General features: G+C 69.5%; 12 protein-coding genes. 9 read left to right on the forward strand and 3 right to left on the reverse strand.

What is annotated here, in order from left to right:
• Positions 1-344: 344 nt before the first annotated feature.
• Positions 345-2,237: a sulfate adenylyltransferase subunit CysN gene (gene cysN, locus ACJQWM_RS12795; protein WP_332704600.1), complete on the reverse strand. Its 1,893-nt coding sequence runs from the start codon at positions 2,235-2,237 to the stop codon at positions 345-347.
• Between the two features lie 172 nt (positions 2,238-2,409).
• Complete coding sequence (cysD, locus tag ACJQWM_RS12800) at positions 2,410-3,327, reverse strand: sulfate adenylyltransferase subunit CysD (RefSeq protein ID WP_332704602.1); 918 nt, start codon at positions 3,325-3,327, stop codon at positions 2,410-2,412.
• Positions 3,328-3,578: 251 nt separating this feature from the next.
• Here cysD and ACJQWM_RS12805 point away from each other — a divergent pair, with 251 nt between their 5' ends.
• From ACJQWM_RS12805 to ACJQWM_RS12815, 3 genes are read left to right on the forward strand one after another with little or no spacing between them, the layout of a single operon-like run.
• Positions 3,579-5,450, forward strand: a complete 1,872-nt coding sequence (locus ACJQWM_RS12805; protein WP_332704604.1) for an assimilatory sulfite reductase (NADPH) flavoprotein subunit — start codon at positions 3,579-3,581, stop codon at positions 5,448-5,450.
• Positions 5,450-7,252 carry an assimilatory sulfite reductase (NADPH) hemoprotein subunit gene (gene cysI / locus ACJQWM_RS12810; RefSeq protein WP_332704606.1) on the forward strand — a complete coding sequence of 601 codons (1,803 nt, stop codon included), beginning with the start codon at positions 5,450-5,452 and terminating at the stop codon, positions 7,250-7,252. The genes ACJQWM_RS12805 and cysI overlap by 1 nt, the downstream gene beginning before the upstream one ends.
• Positions 7,249-8,130 carry a phosphoadenylyl-sulfate reductase gene (locus ACJQWM_RS12815; protein WP_332704608.1) on the forward strand — a complete coding sequence of 294 codons (882 nt, stop codon included), beginning with the start codon at positions 7,249-7,251 and terminating at the stop codon, positions 8,128-8,130. The genes cysI and ACJQWM_RS12815 overlap by 4 nt, the downstream gene beginning before the upstream one ends.
• Positions 8,131-8,342: 212 nt before the next feature.
• Here the strand turns inward: ACJQWM_RS12815 and ACJQWM_RS12820 are convergent, their stop codons facing one another.
• Positions 8,343-9,329: a LysR family transcriptional regulator gene (locus ACJQWM_RS12820; RefSeq protein ID WP_332704610.1), complete on the reverse strand. Its 987-nt coding sequence runs from the start codon at positions 9,327-9,329 to the stop codon at positions 8,343-8,345.
• 270 nt (positions 9,330-9,599) lie between these two features.
• On the opposite strand from ACJQWM_RS12820, the gene cysG reads away from it, so the two are divergent.
• From cysG to ACJQWM_RS12850, 6 genes are all read left to right on the forward strand, one after another.
• On the forward strand, positions 9,600-11,066 hold the full coding sequence (gene cysG, locus ACJQWM_RS12825; protein WP_332704612.1) for a siroheme synthase CysG: 1,467 nt from the start codon (positions 9,600-9,602) through the stop codon (positions 11,064-11,066).
• Between the two features lie 155 nt (positions 11,067-11,221).
• Positions 11,222-12,199: a cysteine synthase A gene (gene cysK, locus ACJQWM_RS12830; RefSeq protein WP_332704614.1), complete on the forward strand. Its 978-nt coding sequence runs from the start codon at positions 11,222-11,224 to the stop codon at positions 12,197-12,199.
• A gap of 651 nt (positions 12,200-12,850) precedes the next feature.
• Positions 12,851-14,644 (forward strand): thiamine pyrophosphate-requiring protein, encoded by a 1,794-nt coding sequence (locus tag ACJQWM_RS12835; protein ID WP_332704616.1) that lies wholly within the window; start codon positions 12,851-12,853, stop codon positions 14,642-14,644.
• On the forward strand, positions 14,641-15,525 hold the full coding sequence (locus tag ACJQWM_RS12840; protein WP_332704618.1) for an enolase-like domain-containing protein: 885 nt from the start codon (positions 14,641-14,643) through the stop codon (positions 15,523-15,525). The genes ACJQWM_RS12835 and ACJQWM_RS12840 overlap by 4 nt, the downstream gene beginning before the upstream one ends.
• The gene (locus ACJQWM_RS12845) at positions 15,428-15,775 is read left to right on the forward strand and encodes a sensory rhodopsin transducer (protein WP_332704620.1); all 348 of its coding nucleotides are present in this window, start codon (positions 15,428-15,430) and stop codon (positions 15,773-15,775) included. The genes ACJQWM_RS12840 and ACJQWM_RS12845 overlap by 98 nt, the downstream gene beginning before the upstream one ends.
• Positions 15,772-16,770 (forward strand): SDR family oxidoreductase, encoded by a 999-nt coding sequence (locus tag ACJQWM_RS12850; protein WP_332704622.1) that lies wholly within the window; start codon positions 15,772-15,774, stop codon positions 16,768-16,770. Before ACJQWM_RS12845 ends, ACJQWM_RS12850 begins: the two co-directional genes overlap by 4 nt.
• Positions 16,771-16,850 lie beyond the last annotated feature (80 nt).

The following is a 16,850-nucleotide window of genomic DNA, read 5'->3' on the forward strand; positions in this document are numbered from 1 at the left end:
CGATGCGCGGTCGCGTCACTCCACATCGCGGGCATGGCCCGCTCCTACAAAAACGCGGGCCTTGGTAGGAGCGCCCCATGGGCGCGATGCACGCGGTCGCGTCATTCCACATCGCGGGCATGGCCCGCTCCTACAAAAACGCGGGCCTTGGTAGGAGCGCCCCATGGGCGCGATGCACGCGGTCGCGTCACTCCACATCGCGGGCATGGCCCGCTCCTACAAAAACGCGGGCCTTTGTAGGAGCGCCCCATGGGCGCGATCGCTCTACTACGGGTAACGGTCGCGGGCGTGGCCCGCTCCTACAACAAAGGGAGGGGAACAATGGCAAGCACATCACGCGGGAGTCACGCCGCCGGCCCGTCGCCCAACACCAGCGCAACCACGCGTTCGGCCAGCGCCTCCGCGCTCGTGTTCACCGTATCGAGCACCAGCTCGGCGGACTCGGGTTTCTCGTACGGCGAATCGATTCCGGTGAAGTTCGGGATCTGCCCGGCCCGCGCCTTGGCATAGAGCCCTTTGACGTCGCGCTGCTCGGCGACCTCCAGCGGGGTATCGACGAACACCTCGATGAACTCGCCCTGCCCGAACAGCTCGCGCGCCATGCGCCGCTCGGCACGGAACGGCGAGATGAAGCTCACCAGCACGATCAATCCGGCCTCGGTCATCAGCCGCGCGACCTCGGCGACGCGGCGGATGTTCTCGACCCGGTCCTCGTCGGTGAAGCCCAGGTCCTTGTTGAGGCCATGGCGCACGTTGTCGCCATCGAGCACGAACGCGTGATGGCCGAGCGCGTGCAGGCGCTTGTCGACAAGGTTGGCGATCGCCGATTTGCCCGCGCCCGACAGGCCGGTGAACCATACGCAGCGCGGCGCCTGGTGCTTGCTGCGCGCGCGCGCGGCCTTGTCGACATCGACGTGCTGCCAGTGGATGTTGCCGGCGCGGCGCAGGGCGAAATCGAGCGTGCCGGCGGCGACGGTGGCATTGCTCTGGCGGTCGATCAGGATGAAGCCGCCGAGTTCGCGATTGTCGGCATAGGCCTCGAACGCGATCGGCTGGTCCAGGCCAAGATTGCAGTAGCCGACCTCGTTGAGTTCCAGGTGCTTGGCCGCCAGGTGCGCCTGGGTGTTCACGTCGACCTTGTGCTTGATCTCGGTGACCGTCGCGCTGACGGTGCGGGCACCGAGCTTGAGCCAGTACGGCCGTCCCGGCAGCAGGGCGTGTTCGCCCATCCACAGCAGGTGGGCGGCGAACTGGTCGGCGACCTGCGGCGGCCGCGCCGCGGTGGCGATCACGTCGCCGCGGCTGACGTCGAGCTCGTCGGCCAGGGTCAGCGTCACCGCCTGGCCGGCGTTCGCGGCGGTCAGGTCGCCGGCGTCGGTCACGATACGCGCAACTTTCGAACGCCGCCCCGAGGGGAGCACCACGACCTCCTCGCCTGGCTCGATCGAACCGGCGACCACCGTGCCGGCGAAACCACGGAAGTCCTGGTGCGGCCGGTTGACCCATTGCACCGGCAGGCGGAAGCCGATGTCCCGATTGTCCCGGCTGGCCTCGACCGTCTCCAGGTGCGCCAGCAGGCTGGGGCCGTCGTACCACGGCGTCGCATCCGATCGCAGCAGCAGGTTGTCGCCGTTGAGTGCCGACAGCGGAATGGCCTGCACCTGCTCGATGCCGAGCTGCGCGGCCAGCGTTCGGTAGCCCTCGACAATGCCGTCGAACACCCCCTGGTCGTACCCCACCAGGTCCATCTTGTTGACCGCGAGCACCACGTGGCGGATACCGAGCAGCGAGACGATGTAGCTGTGCCGGCGGGTCTGGGTCAGCAGCCCCTTGCGCGCGTCCACCAGCACCACCGCGACCTCGGCGGTCGAGGCGCCGGTCGCCATGTTGCGGGTGTACTGCTCGTGCCCGGGGCAGTCGGCGACGATGAACTTGCGCTTGTCGGTACTGAAGAAGCGGTAGGCGACATCGATGGTGATGCCCTGCTCGCGCTCGGCCGCCAGCCCGTCGACCAGCAGCGCGTAGTCGACCGCGTCACCCTGGGTGCCGTGGCGCCGGCTGTCGGACTGCAGCGCGGCAAGCTGGTCGTCAAACAGCAGCCGCGTGTCGTGCAGCAGGCGGCCGATCAACGTGCTTTTGCCATCGTCGACGCTGCCGCAGGTGATGAAGCGCAACAGGCTCTTGGTTTCGTGCTGGCGGAGGTATTCGGCGATGGCGGTGGCGGTGGCGGTGGTCATCGGGCGCCTCCAGTCGGGACCGGGGACCGGGGACCCGGGACCCGGGAGGAGCAAAAGCCTTGCCCACCCAATACCGAATAGGCGAGACGGCTCCGCTGGATGCCCATAGTGCTTTTAACGGGTCCCCGGTCCCGGGTCCCCGGTCCCGCGCCCGATGTCGACAATATCGCGATCAAAAGTACCCCTCCTGCTTCTTCTTCTCCATCGACGCGCCCGGGTCGTGATCGATCATGCGGCCCTGGCGCTCGGAGGTGGTGGCGACCAGCATCTCGGCGATGACCTTTTCCAGCGTGTCGGCCTGCGACTCGATCGCGCCGGTCAGCGGGTAGCAGCCCAGGGTGCGGAAGCGCACCTTCTTCAGCGCCGGGGCTTCGCCCTCGCGCAAGGGCAGGCGCGCGTCGTCGACCAGGATCAGCGCGCCGTCGCGCTCGACCACCGGTCGCTTGGCGGCCAGGTACAGCGACGGCACCGGGATGTTCTCGCGATAGATGTAGAGCCAGATGTCGAGCTCGGTCCAGTTGGAGATCGGAAACACGCGCACGCTCTCGCCGGGCTGCACGCGGGTGTTGTAGAGGCTCCACAGCTCCGGGCGCTGTTGTTTGGGGTCCCAGCGGTGCTGGCCGTTGCGGAACGAGAAGATCCGCTCCTTCGCGCGCGATTTTTCCTCATCGCGCCGCGCGCCGCCGATCGCGGCGTCGAAACCACCGGCGTCCAGCGCCTGCTTCAGGCCCTGGGTCTTCATCACGTCGGTATGCACGCTGGCACCGTGACTGATCGGGCCGATGCCCTGGGCGATGCCGTCGAGGTTGATGTGCACGCGCAGGTCGATGCCGGTCTCGGCGGCGCGGCGGTCGCGGAAGGCGATCATCTCGGCGAACTTCCAGCCGGTGTCGACGTGCAGCAGCGGGATCGGCGGCCGCGCCGGGTGGAATGCCCTGAGCAGCAGGTGCAGCAGCACCGAGCTGTCCTTGCCGACCGAGTACAGCATCACCGGATTGCGGAACCCGGCCGCGACTTCGCGCAGGACGTGGATGCTCTCGGCTTCGAGACGGTCGAGGTGGCCGAGCGGGTATGGGGACGGCAGGGGCATCGCTGACAACCGTGGGTTAGAAAATGAATGGAGCAAAGTGAATGGCGCGAAGCGGAATCCTGACGCAAATCCGGGCGCGATGCTCAAGCTGCCGGCGGACGCATGCGACCGGCCCGTGGCTGGCCCGCAGTATCGGAACGCACCGCCCGCACCGGAAATGCGCGGAGTGCATAAGCGCATAACCACGCATCCTTTCCCGGTGCGCAGGCCGCTGCCTAGTCTGGCGTTGAACCAAAACCAGATGCGCCTTGATGCCCGCCTCCGCCGTACCTGCCACGCCGCCGCTGTCCCCGGCTTTGCTGACCGAAGACCAGACCGTCCTGCTGTCGCGCCTGACCGAGGGCCTCGACGGTGCCGGGCTGTGGTGGCTGTCGGGCTATGCCGCGGGACTGGCACGGGCGCAGCCGCTGCCGGCCGCGCCTGCCGCCAGCCCCGCCACCGGATCGCAGGATGCACCGGCGCTGACGATCGTCTACGGCAGCCAGACCGGCAACTCCAAACGGCTCGCCGAACAACTGGCGCAGCGCAGCGAGGCCGCCGGGCTGGCGGTGCGCCTGCTGCGCGCCGACGCCTATCCAACCCGCGAACTCAAGAACGAGCGCCACCTGTATGTGGTCATCAGCACCCAGGGCGACGGCGATCCGCCGGATGATGCACGCGGCCTGCTCGAGTTCATCGCCAGCAAGCGTGCGCCCGAGCTCAAGCAGCTCCGCTACGCCGTGCTCGGCCTGGGCGATTCGAGTTATCCGCAGTTCTGCGTGATTGGGCGCCAGCTCGACGAGCGCCTGGCCGCACTCGGCGCGACGCGGCTGTTCGCGCGCGGCGAGGCCGATCTCGACATCGAGACCGTCGCCACGCCCTGGATCGAACAGGCTTTGGGCGCAGCAAAGGATGCGCTGAAGCCGCTGCAATCTCCGCAACAGCTGCCGCGGGCGACGGTCACGCCGTTGCGGCCGCTCGCCGCCGCGGCGGCCTCGACGCATGATCGTAACCATCCGTTCGCCGCCGAAGTGCTGGCCAACCAGCGCATCACCACCGCCAGCGGCCACCGGTCATCGTCCGACCGCGACATCCGCCACATGGAGCTGTCGCTGGAGGAGTCGGGCCTGCACTACGAGCCCGGCGATGCGCTTGGCGTGTGGCCGAGCAATCCGCCGGCGCTGGTCGAGGCGGTGCTCGAGGTGCTGCGGTTGGACGGCGACCAGCGCATCGAGCACGGTGGCCACGAGCTGCCGCTGCGCGAGTGGCTCGACAGAAAGCGCGAGCTGACCCGGCTGTCACGTCCGTTCGTGACCAGGCACGCCGCGCGCGCCGGCAGCGACGCGCTCGATCGCCTGCTGGCGCCCGACAATGCGGCGGCGTTCAGTGCGCTGCTCGCCGAGCACCAGGTGATCGATCTGCTGCAGGCGCATCGGGGCGAGTGGTCGGGCGAGGAACTGGTTGCCGCATTGCGGCCGTTGACCCCCAGGCTGTACTCGATCGCGTCCAGCCAGAAGCTGGTCGGCGAGGAAGCGCACCTGACCGTCGCCCACGTGCAGTACCAGCGCGGCGCCGACACGCGCTGGGGCACCGCCTCGCACTGCCTCGCCAGCGCCGGCGAAGGCGACCGGCTGCCGGTGTTCATCGAGCGCAACGAGCGCTTCCGGCTGCCCGCCGATCCGGCGCGCGACGTGATCATGATCGGCCCCGGCACCGGCGTCGCACCGTTTCGCGGCTTCGTGCAGGAGCGCGCCGCGACACGGCCGATGACTGCAGGCGCCACCGGCCGCAACTGGCTGCTGTTCGGCAACCCGCACTTCCGCAGCGACTTCCTCTACCAGACCGAGTGGCAGCAAGCGCTCGGGTCGGGCCAGCTGCAGCGGCTGGATCTGGCGTTTTCGCGCGACCAGGCCGAGAAGATCTACGTGCAACACCGCCTGCGCGAGCACGGCCGGGCGCTGTACGACTGGCTCGAAGGCGGCGCCCACCTCTACGTCTGCGGCGATGCCACCCGCATGGCCAAGGACGTGCATGCGGCGTTGATCGACGTGGTGGCCGAGCACGGCGGCCGCTCGCGCGAGGACGCCGAGGCATACATCAACACGCTGCAACAGCAGGGCCGCTACGCCCGGGACGTCTACTGATGAGCGCACAAACCGGCAAAACCAATGCGGTCGAGGAGATCAAGCGCGCCAGCCGCGGCTTGCGCGGCAATCTGCTTGAGAGCCTCGCCGATCCGGTGACCGGAGCTCTGCGCGAGGACGACCAGACGCTGATCAAGTACCACGGCAGCTACCAGCAGGACGACCGCGACATCCGCGAGGAGCGCCGGCTGGCCAAGCTCGAGCCGGCCTACAGTTTCATGATCCGCACCCGCACGCCCGGCGGCGTGGTCACCCCGGAACAGTGGCTCAAGCTCGATGCGATCGCCACCACCTATGCCGAGCGCGGGCTGCGCATCACCACACGGCAGGCGTTCCAGTTCCACGGCGTGATCAAGACCGAACTCAAGTCGACGATGCAGGCGATCAACGCCGCGCTGATCGATACGCTCGCCGCCTGCGGCGACGTCAACCGCAACGTCGCGGTCGCCGCCAACCCACTGCTGTCGCGCACGCACGCGGGGGTGTACGCGCAGGCCGCCGCGCTGTCGGAGCACCTGCTGCCGAGCACCCGCGCGTACTATGAGATCTGGCTCGACGAGCAGCGCGTCGCCGGCACTCCGAAGGTGGGCGGGCCTGCCGTCGCGGAGCATGCTGTTGTGGAGCATGCTGGTACGGAGCATGCGGTTACGGAACCGGCCGTTGACGAACCGATCTACGGCGCGACCTACCTGCCGCGCAAGTTCAAGATCGGTTTCGCAATCCCGCCCTATAACGATGTCGACGTATTCGCGCAGGACCTGGGGTTCATCGCGGTGATCGAGAACGGCGCGCTGGCCGGCTACAACGTCAGCATCGGCGGCGGCATGGGCGCGAGCCACGGCGACCCGGAGACCTACCCGCGGCTGGGCGACGTGATCGGCTTCGTCAGCCCCGCGCAGGTGACCGCGGTCGCCGAAGCGGTGGTGACCGCGCAACGCGACCATGGCAACCGCAGCGTGCGCAAGCGCGCGCGGCTCAAGTACACCATCGACGACCACGGCCTGGACGCGTTCACCATCGAGATCGAACGCCGTGCCGGGTTCCGGCTCGCGCCGGCGCGGCCGTTCGAGTTCCGCCACAACGGCGACCGTTTCGGCTGGGTCGAGGGCGACGACGGCCGCAGCCATCTGACGCTGCGCATCCCGGCCGGACGCATCGTCGACATCGCCCAGACCGAGGGGCCGGGACTGCGCCACCTCAGCGGCCTGCGCGAGATCGCACGCGTGTTGCACCACCATGACGAGGGCGCCGAGATCCGCATGACGCCCAACCAGAACCTGGTGATCGCCGGCGTGCCCGCCGTACGCCGCGACGTGATCGACGCGCTGGTCGCGCTCTACAGGCTGGATGGCTACCGCAATGCATCGCCGCTGCGGCGCAATGCGCTGGCCTGCGTCGCGCTGCCGACCTGCGGGCTGGCCATGGCCGAGGCCGAGCGCTACCTGCCCGAGCTGCTCGGCAAGCTCGAAACGCTGCTGCAAAAGCACGGGCTGCAGGATGCATCGATCAACCTGCGCGTCAGCGGCTGCCCGAACGGCTGCTCGCGGCCGTACCTGGGCGAGATCGCGCTGGTCGGCAAGGCGCCCGGTCGCTACAACCTGATGCTCGGCGCCGACCATCGCGGCCAGCGGCTCAACACCCTGTACCGCGAGAACATCGGCGAGCCCGAGATCCTCGCCGCGCTCGATCCCCTGCTGGCGCGGTATGCAGCCGACCACCAGGCCGATGAGGGTTTCGGCGACTTCCTGCTGCGCACAGCGCTGCTCGCCCAGGCCCCTGCCGTTCCGGAGGTATCCGCATGAGCCCCGAGAAAGACCAGTCGGCCGAAGGCCGCACCTTTGATCCCTCTCCCGCTCGCGGGCGAGGGTGGCCCGAAGGGACGGGTGAGGGAGAGCGGCCCGCCGCTCCCGATCGACAATCGACAAGTAACGCAAGCGGGGGGCCGCTCCCCGACCCGATCACCGCCGCCGAGTCGCCGCGTGCGCTGGCCGAGCTCAACAGCTGGCTGACCCGGCGCAGCGCGCCCGAGCGTGTCGCCTGGGCGCTGGAGAACACCGCCGGTACGCACGCGCTGTCGTCGAGTTTCGGTGCGCAGGCGGCCGTGTCGCTGCACCTGGTCACCCGCCAGCAACCCGGCATCCCGGTGATCCTGATCGACACCGGCTACCTGTTTCCCGAGACCTACCGCTTCATCGACCAGCTCGTCGAGCGCCTCGACCTCAACCTGAAGGTCTACCGGCCGCAGGTCGGGCCGGCCTGGATGGAGGCTCGCATGGGCAGGCTGTGGGAAGACGGGGTGGAGGGGCTGGAGCGCTACAACCGGTTGCGCAAGGTCGAGCCGATGCAGCGCGCGCTTGGCGAGCTCGGCGTGCGCACCTGGATCGCCGGCCTGCGCCGCAGCCAGGCGCGCAGCCGTGCCGACATCGACGTGCTGGAACTGCGCGATGGCCGCTGGAAGCTGCACCCGCTGGCCGACTGGTCCGACCGCGACGTCTGGACCTACCTGCAACAGCACGACCTGCCGTATCACCCGCTGTGGCACGAGGGTTACGTGTCGATCGGCGACGTGCACACCACCCGCCGGCTGGAGCCGGGCATGCGCGTTGAGGACACCCGGTTCTTCGGCCTGCAGCGCGAGTGCGGCCTGCACTTCGACAGCGACGCCGACCGCGCCGCCTGAGCGGCCTCGCGCCCCGCACATGTAGGAGCGGCTTCAGCCGCGATCTGGAACGGTCGACAGGCGCCGGTTTTGGATCGCGGCTGAAGCCGCTCCTACAACGGCAGGCAGCATCCGTGTGGTGGACACGTCTGCTTTCGCAGCGACGTAGGGGGACACGCCGTTTGTGCCCACGCCGCCGATGGTGGGCACAAACGGCGTACCCACCCTACGCATCACTGCGTGATCGGCTGGCTCAACTCCACCCAGCTCGGCGGCAGCGCCCAGTCGGCTTCCTGGTTGCCTTCCAGCACGCGCCGCAGGTCGCGCAGATCGAGCTGCGGCGCCAGCGCGTGGATCAGCTCGAGCGCGTAGTCGCGCGAGACCCGTGCCCGTGGCAGCACCGCCCAGCTGATGCACTCGGGCAGCTCGGCCGGCGCCGCCAGGGCCAACAGGTCCTCGTCTTCGCGCGCACCGACTGCCATCTCGGCCAGCAGGCCCACGCCGAGGCCGGCACGGACGTAGGTCTTGATCAGGTCGGCATCGCGCGCGGTCATCGCCAGTTGCGGCTCGAGCCCGGCCGCGGCGAAGGCGCGGCGCAACGATGATTCCGGACGGACCGAGGACTCGTAGCTGACCAGCGGATAAAGCGCCAGGTCGGCCAGGCTCGGCGGGTGCGCGAGGCTGCCCAGCGGGTGGCCGCCGGGCACCAGCACCTGCCGTCGCCAGCGGAACAGCGGCACCGCGATCCCGCCATCGGGGACCTGGCCGGCGGTGCTCAGCACCGCAACGTCGGCGGCGCCATGTGCCAGTTGCTCCAGCACCTCGCCGTCGGCCACCGGCTCCAGGTGCACGCTGACCTGCGGGAACCGGCGCTTGATCGCGGCGATCGCGCTTGGCAGCACGTGCCGCGCCTGGGTGTGGGTGGTGGCGATGATCAGCCGGCCGACCGCTTCGCCGCGTTCGTTGGCGGCGTAGGCGCGGATGTTGGCGGCTTCCTCCAGGATGCGGCGGGCGTGCGCGAGCACGCGCTGGCCGGTCGGGGCGATCGCTTCGAGGCTGCGGCCCTTGCGCACGAACAGCTGGAAGCCGAGCTCGTCCTCGAGCTGCTTGAGCTGCTTGGACAAACCCGGCTGCGTCGCATGCACGCGTTCGGCGGCCACAGTGATGTTGAGGCCGGAATCGGCGATGGCGACGAGATAGCGCAGTTGGGTCAGGGTCATCGGATCCGGTCCGGAAGAGGTCGGGGCGACGCGGTTCAGGCGTGCGGGCGACAACGTTTGAGTGGACAACGCAGGTACATGGCGCAGCTTCCGGACGGGCGCCCCCAACACCCGGGGGCGATGCAATCGAAGCTACCCGGTGCTCCCGGCCGCGTCCAGCCGATCTCCGTCATCGCTTATGACCGCCCGGCATGCCCGGCGATCGATTGCTTATTTCCGCTCGGCGCATGCAAGGCCTAGCGTCACGGCACCACCTTGTGAAGTGCCGCCATGACCACCGGTTCGTCCCCGCCCCGCCTGTTTCCGATTTTCGCCGACCTGCGCGGCCGCTGCGTGCTGGTGGTCGGCGGCGGCACGGTCGCACGGCGCAAGGTTGCCGCGTTGCTGGAGGCCGGCGCGCGCGTGACCGTCGGGGCACCCGCGCTGGAAGCCTCGCTCAAGCAGCTGGCGGACGAGCGCCGCATCGAGCACCGCCGCGGACGTTTCGACCCGAACTGGCTGAATGATGCGTGGCTGGCGATCGCCGCCACCGACAGCGTCGCGACCAATCGCGCCGTCGCCGAGGCCGGTGAGGCGCGGCGGGTGTGGGTCAACGTGGTAGACGACGCCGGGCAGTCGAGTTTCCAGGTGCCGTCGCGGGTCGAGCGCGGGCCGGTGCAGATCGCGATCTCCAGCGGCGGCGGCGCCCCCATGCTCGCGCGGCATCTGCGCGAGCAGCTCGAGATCCAGCTCGACGAGTCACTGGGGGCACTGGCCACGTTGCTGACGCGCCAGCGCGCGCGCATCCGCGCACGCTGGCCCGAGCTCGGCGCGCGCCGCCGCTTTTTCGAACGCGTATTGCGCGGCGCGGTGCCGTCGCTGCTGCGTCGCGGCGACCATGCCGCCGCCCGCGAGACCTTCGAGCGGACACTGGCCGAGGATGCATCGGACTCCCGCGGCAGCGTCGCGCTGGTCGGCGCCGGCCCCGGCGATCCCGGCCTGCTGACGCTGCGTGGATTGCGTGTGCTCAACGAAGCCGACGTGATCCTGCACGACCGCCTGGTCAGCGCCGAGGTGCTGGCGCTGGTGCGGCGCGATGCCGAGCTGATCGAAGTGGGCAAACAGGCCGGGTGGCACCACGCGCCGCAGGAGACCATCCATGCGCTGATGCTGGAGCACGCGCGCGCCGGCAAACGCGTGGTACGGCTCAAGGGCGGGGACCCGTTCGTGTTCGGGCGCGGCGGTGAGGAGCTCGAGTTCCTGCACGCCCATGGCATCGACTTCGAAGTGGTGCCCGGCATCACCGCCGCAGTGGCCTGCGCCGCCTATGCCGGCGTGCCGCTGACCCATCGCGACCACGCCCAGTCGGTGCGGCTGGTGACCGCGCACTGCAGGGACTCGGCCGATGCGCTGGACTGGCGTTCGCTGGCGCAGGAGCGGCAGACGCTCGCGGTCTACATGGGCGTGGCCGGGCTGCCGCAGCTGCGCGAGCGCCTGCTCGCCCACGGCCGCGCGGCCGGCACCCCTTTTGCATTGATCGAGAACGGCTCGCGCCCGCAACAGCGCGTGATCACCGGCACGCTGGCAGAACTGCCGGAGATCGCGCAGGCGCACTCGGTGGTGTCGCCCGCGCTGCTGATCCTCGGCGAAGTCGCCGCGCTGGCGCGTGAGCTGCACTGGTTTGGCAGCGAGCCTTTGTCCACGGTCGCTTCGACTTCAGCCGATCGCGCGCGCGAGTCGCTACCCCAAGCCGCATGAGCATCACCCGCGCCGCCCTCACCAGACGTCATTCCCGCGAAAGCGGGAACCCAGTGACTTTTTGCTTTCCAACTCCATGAGCAGCAAAGCCGCTGGGTTCCCGCCTTCGCGGGGATGACGAGCAAGAGCACACCCCCTCGACTGCGAGAAATCCCATGCCCCTGCACGACAGCATCCTCGACACTATCGGCAACACCCCGATCGTGAAACTGCAGCGCCTCGCGCCAGCGCACGTCTCGCTGTACGCCAAGGTCGAAGCGTCCAATCCCGGCGGTTCGGTCAAGGACCGGCTGGCGCTGGCGATCATCCTCGATGCCGAACGCAGCGGCGCGCTCAAGCCGGGCCAGACGGTGGTCGAGGCCACCTCCGGCAACACCGGCATCGCGCTGGCGATGGTCTGCGCCGCGCGCGGCTACCCGTTCGTTGCGGTGATGACCGAAACCTTCTCGATCGAGCGCCGCAAGTTGATGCGCGCCTACGGGGCGCGAGTGATCCTGACGCCCGCAGCCGAGCGCGGCAGCGGCATGGTACGCCGCGCCGCGGAGCTCGCGCAGCGCCACGGCTGGTTCCTCGCGCAGCAGTTCGACAACCCGGCCAATCCGGCCTACCACCGCAGCACCACCGGCCCGGAGATCCTGCGCGACTTTGCCGGCCGGCGGCTGGATTATTTCGTCAGCGGCTGGGGCACCGGCGGCACCCTGACCGGCGCCGGCCAGGTGCTGAAGCTGGCGCGGCCGGAGCTCAGGATCGTGACCTGCGAACCCGCGGGCGCGGCGTTGTTGTCGGGGCAGGAGTGGCAGCCGCACAAGATTCAGGGCTGGACACCGGATTTCGTGCCGGGCGTGCTGGATCGTGGCGTCGCCGACGAGATCCGCCCGATCGACGATGTCAATGCGCGCGACACCGCACGCCGGCTGGCCGCCGAGGAAGGCCTGTTCGTCGGCCTGTCCGCCGGCGCCACCGTCGCGGCCGCCCTGCAAGTCGCCGCGCAGGCGCCGGACGGCACGGTCCTGCTGGCGATGCTGCCCGATACCGGGGAGCGCTATCTGTCGACGTTCCTGTTCGAAGGGGTGGCCGAAGGTTCCGACGACGACTGGCTCGCCGCCCTGCCGGGCGAAGCGGTCGCCGCGTAAGCGGCTCTCTTGCTCGCATTCCGGCGACCACCGGACGCGAGCGCACAGCGCGTCGGAAGCACCCCGGCGCACAAGGAGATGCCGCGCACGAAGCAGCGCGATGTCTATCGCTACTTCGACAACGACGCCAAGGTCCACGCGCGGTTCGATGCACAGACACTGATCGAAAAAGTGGATTGAGGTGAACGGTCAATGGTCAGTGCAAGAGCAAAGCCACCGCCACGCCATTCGAGCAGATGATCAACGATGACTTGTTGTTGCTGTTGCTGTTGCTCTTACCGTTTACCGTTCACAGGCCGCACAGCGGCCGAGTTGACCACGTCCCCGACAAAGGAGCGCGGTTTCACCGGGCGCCGACAGGCGCTGGGTACAGTGCAAAGGCCCCCGTCGCCGCCGCTCCATTCGTTGTCATCCGCGAGGTCACCCACGCGGCTAGGGGCACGCTGGCGGCGACCTCCAGCGTCGGCGCGTGCCGACCCCGACCTCTCGTCCGGCAACGCGCCCGCGCCGCCAGGGAGCATCGCACCCCATGCCATCGTCGCTCGCCGACCACGCCTTCATCAGCAACAGCCGCGGGCGGGCGGGCGAGCGCCGCACGCGGCGGACGGTGGAACGCCACCAGCACACTCCATCCGTAGGCGAGGACTCGACATGAGCACTACCGTCGGCGATTTTCTGCTGCAGCGCCTGACCGACTGGGGCGTGGACTGCATCTTCGGTTACCCCGGCGACGGCATAAACGGCATCATGGGCGCGCTCGGCCGCGCGTCCGACCGCTTCGTCTACGTGCGCGTGCGCCACGAGGAAATGGCCGCGTTCATGGCCTGCGGCTATGCCAAGTTCACCGGCCGCACCGGCGTATGCATGGCCACCTCCGGCCCCGGCGCGATCCACCTGCTCAACGGCCTGTACGACGCCAAGGGCGACCACATGCCGGTGGTCGCGATCGTCGGCCAGCAGGCGATGACCGCGCTGGGCAGCGACTACCAGCAGGAAACCGACCTCAAGAGCCTGTTCAAGGACGTGTGCAATTACGTCGAGCAGGTCAGCGCGCCGGCCCAGGTGCGCCACGTGGTCGATCGCGCGATGCGCATCGCCGCGGCCGAACGCGCGGTGACCTGCATCATCGTGCCCAATGACCTGCAGGAGAAAGACGCGGTCGACAGCCCGCCGCGCTCGCACGGCCATGTCTACTCGGGTGTCGGCCACGCCCAACCGCGGCCGCAGCCCAACGAGGAGGAGCTGCAGCGCGCCGCGGCGGTGCTCAACGAGGGCAGCAAGGTCGCGATGCTGGTCGGCGCGGGAGCGCTCCTGGCCACCGACGAGGTCATCGAGGTCGCCGAGAAGCTGTGCGCCGGCGTGGCCAAGGCGCTGCTGGGCAAGGCCGCGGTGCCCGACGAGCTGCCGTTCGTGACCGGTTCGATCGGCCTGCTCGGCACCGAGCCTAGCTGGGAAATGATGCAGCACTGCGACACGCTGCTGATGGTGGGCACCACCTTCCCGTACTCGGAGTTCCTGCCCAAGGACGGCCAGGCCCGCGCGGTGCAGATCGATATCCGGCCGCGCAACATGAGCATGCGCTACCCGACCGAGGTCAACCTGGTCGGCGACAGCGCCGAAACCCTGCGCCGCCTGCTGCCGCTGCTGCTGCCCAAGCAGGACCGCGGCTGGCGCCGCGGCATCGAGCAGAACGTCGCCGGCTGGTGGAAGGACCTGGAGGCGCGGGCGATGGTGGAGGCCAAGCCCATCAACCCGCAACGGGTGTTCTGGGAGATGTCGCCGCGCCTGCCGGAGCGGGCGATCCTGTGCGGCGATTCGGGCTCGCACACCAACTGGTACGCGCGCGACGTCAAGATGCGCCGCGGCATGAACGGCTCGCTGTCGGGCCAGCTGGCCACCATGGGCAGCGGCGTGCCCTACGCGATCGGCGCCAAGACCGCCCACCCGGACCGCCCGGTGATCGCGATGGTGGGTGACGGCGCCATGCAGATGAACGGCAGCGGTGAACTACTGACCGTGCAGCAGTACTGGAAGGACTGGAGCAACCCGACCTTCATCGTGCTGGTGCTGGTCAACCACGACCTCAACCAGGTGACCTGGGAACAGCGGGTGCTGGCCGGCGATCCCAAGTTCTCCGCCGCGCAGGACGTGATTGATTTTCCCTACGCCAAATACGCCGAAATGCTCGGCTTCCGCGGTATCCGCATCGACAGTCCCGACGACATCGGCCGGGCCTGGGACGAGGCCTTCGCCGCCGACCGCCCGGTGCTGCTGGAGTTCATCACCGATCCCGACGTGCCGCCGCTGCCGCCGCACATCACGCTGGAGCAGGCGCGTGCACTGATGTCCTCGCTGGTGCACGGAGATCCCGACCGCGGCGGGATCATCAAGCAGAGCGTCAAGCAGGTCGCGGCGAGCATGCTGCCGGGGCAGGGCCGCGGGTGAAGCCGGACTGCCCGATCCAGCGGGTCCGCACCGACGCCTTCACCGTGCCGACCAGTGCCCCGGAGTCCGACGGCACCGTCGCCTGGGACAGCAGCACCCTGGACACGGTGCGGGTGGACGCCGGTGGCTGCAGCGGGCTGGGCTACACCTATGGACACCGCGCGGTCGCGGTGGTGATCGCCGAATCGCTGGCGCCGCTGGCGCGCGGCCGCGATGCCTTCGATACCGCGGCGCTGCATGGCGAGGCGGTGGCTGCGTTACGCAACATCGGCCATCCCGGACTCGGCGCGATGGCGGTATCGGCGCTCGACGTGGCGCTGTGGGATCTGAAGGCGCGGCTGCTCCAGGTATCGCTGCCGGACCTGCTGGGCGCGGCGCGCGATCGCGTGCCGGTGTACGGCAGCGGCGGGTTCACCAGCTATGACGACGTCCAGCGGTCGACCCAGCTGTCGGGCTGGATCGAGCAGGGTATCGACCGGGTCAAGATGAAGATCGGCCGCGCGCACGGCGATCGGCAGCACGCCCGGCCTGATGGTCGAGGCCAACGGCGCCTACGATCGCGGCCAGGCGCTGGCACTCGCGGCGCGGCGGCATGCTGGTGCCTGACCGGGCGTCCCCCGGCCAAGGCCTGGCCCTGCGCGAGCACGACCTCGCGGCCTACCGGGTGTGACGCCGTGGTTGCGCTGGCATCCGACCAGCGCATTGAGCCGCGACCGCAAACCTTCGCAGAGACAGGAGACTCCAATGGCCGCAGCAACCACATCAATCGGGCGACACACCTGGGTGATCGCCGAGGGCTACATCCCTCCCGACGACGGCCCACGCGACCGCCGTTTCGCCAGCCACGAGACCGCGTGCGTGCTGAACTGCGGCGACCATGATGCACAACTGCGGATCACGCTGTACTTCGCCGATCGCGAGCCGGTCGGGCCCTACCGCCTGACCGTGCCGGCGCGGCGCACGTGCCACCTGCGCTTCAACGACCTCACCGATCCCGAGCCGGTGCCGCACGACAGCGACTATGCCAGCGTCATCGAATCCGACGTGCCGGTGGTCGTGCAGCACACCCGCCTGGATTCGCGGCGGGAAGCACTGGCGCTGCTGAGCACCATGGCCTACCCCGCGCAATGAGCCGCGGCGGGCGCCCCGACGTGGTCGTGATCACCGGCGCCTCGGCCGGCATCGGTCGCGCGGTGGCCTGCGAGTTCGCCCGGCACGGCGCCCGCATCGGACTGCTGGCGCGCTCGCGGGAACGTCTGCAGGCGGCCGCCGAGGAGGTCCGCGCGTTCGGCGGGGAAGCGCTGGAACTGGTCGCCGACGTGGCCCATGCGGCCCAGGTCGAAGCGGCCGCCGCCCGGGTCGAGGAGGCGTTCGGGCCGATCGACATCTGGATCAACTCGGCGATGGTGACGGTGTTCGCCCCGGTGCATCGCGTCACCCCGGAGGAATACCGGCGGGTCACCGAGGTCACCTACCTCGGTACCGTCCACGGCACCCTGGCGGCACTGGCGCGCATGCGCGGGCGCAACCGCGGCACCATCGTGCAGGTCGGCTCGGCGCTGGCGTACCGGGCCATCCCGCTGCAGTCGGCGTACTGCGCGGCCAAGTTCGCGATCCGCGGCTTCACCGATGCGCTGCGGGTGGAGCTGATGCACGAGCGCTGCAACATCCGCCTGACGATGGTGCAGCTGTCGGCGTTCAACACGCCTCAGTTCGACTGGGCCCGCAACAAGATGCAGCACCGGGCGCAGCCGGTGCCGCCGATCTTCCAGCCGGAACTGGCCGCGCGCGGCATCCGCCATGCCGCCTATGCCGGCCGGCGCGAGGTCTGCGTCGGTTTTCCCGCGGTCAAGGCGATCTGGGGCAACAAGTTCGCGCCGGCGTTAGCGGATCGCGTGCTGAGTCGCCAGGCCTGGGAGGGCCAGATCACCGACGACCCGCTGCCACCGGGACCGGACAACCTGTTCGAGCCGGTCGAGGGGGAATTCGGCGCCCACGGCCGGTTCGACCAGCAGGCACGCGGCCGCAGCTGGCAGTTGTGGTCGACGATGCATCGCGCCGGGCTGGCGGTGGCGGCGCTGGTGGTGCTGGTGCTGCTTGTGGGGGTCGCGGCGCTGGTGTGGTGAGGGTTGCCCGGCGCGCAGCCTCTGGTGGGGAGCGCGGCGAGGATCATTGTGGTTCGCGGCTGAAGCCGCTCCTACGAGGC

This window comes from Novilysobacter longmucuonensis (assembly GCF_046600735.1).
Taxonomy (GTDB): domain Bacteria; phylum Pseudomonadota; class Gammaproteobacteria; order Xanthomonadales; family Xanthomonadaceae; genus Novilysobacter_A; species Novilysobacter_A longmucuonensis.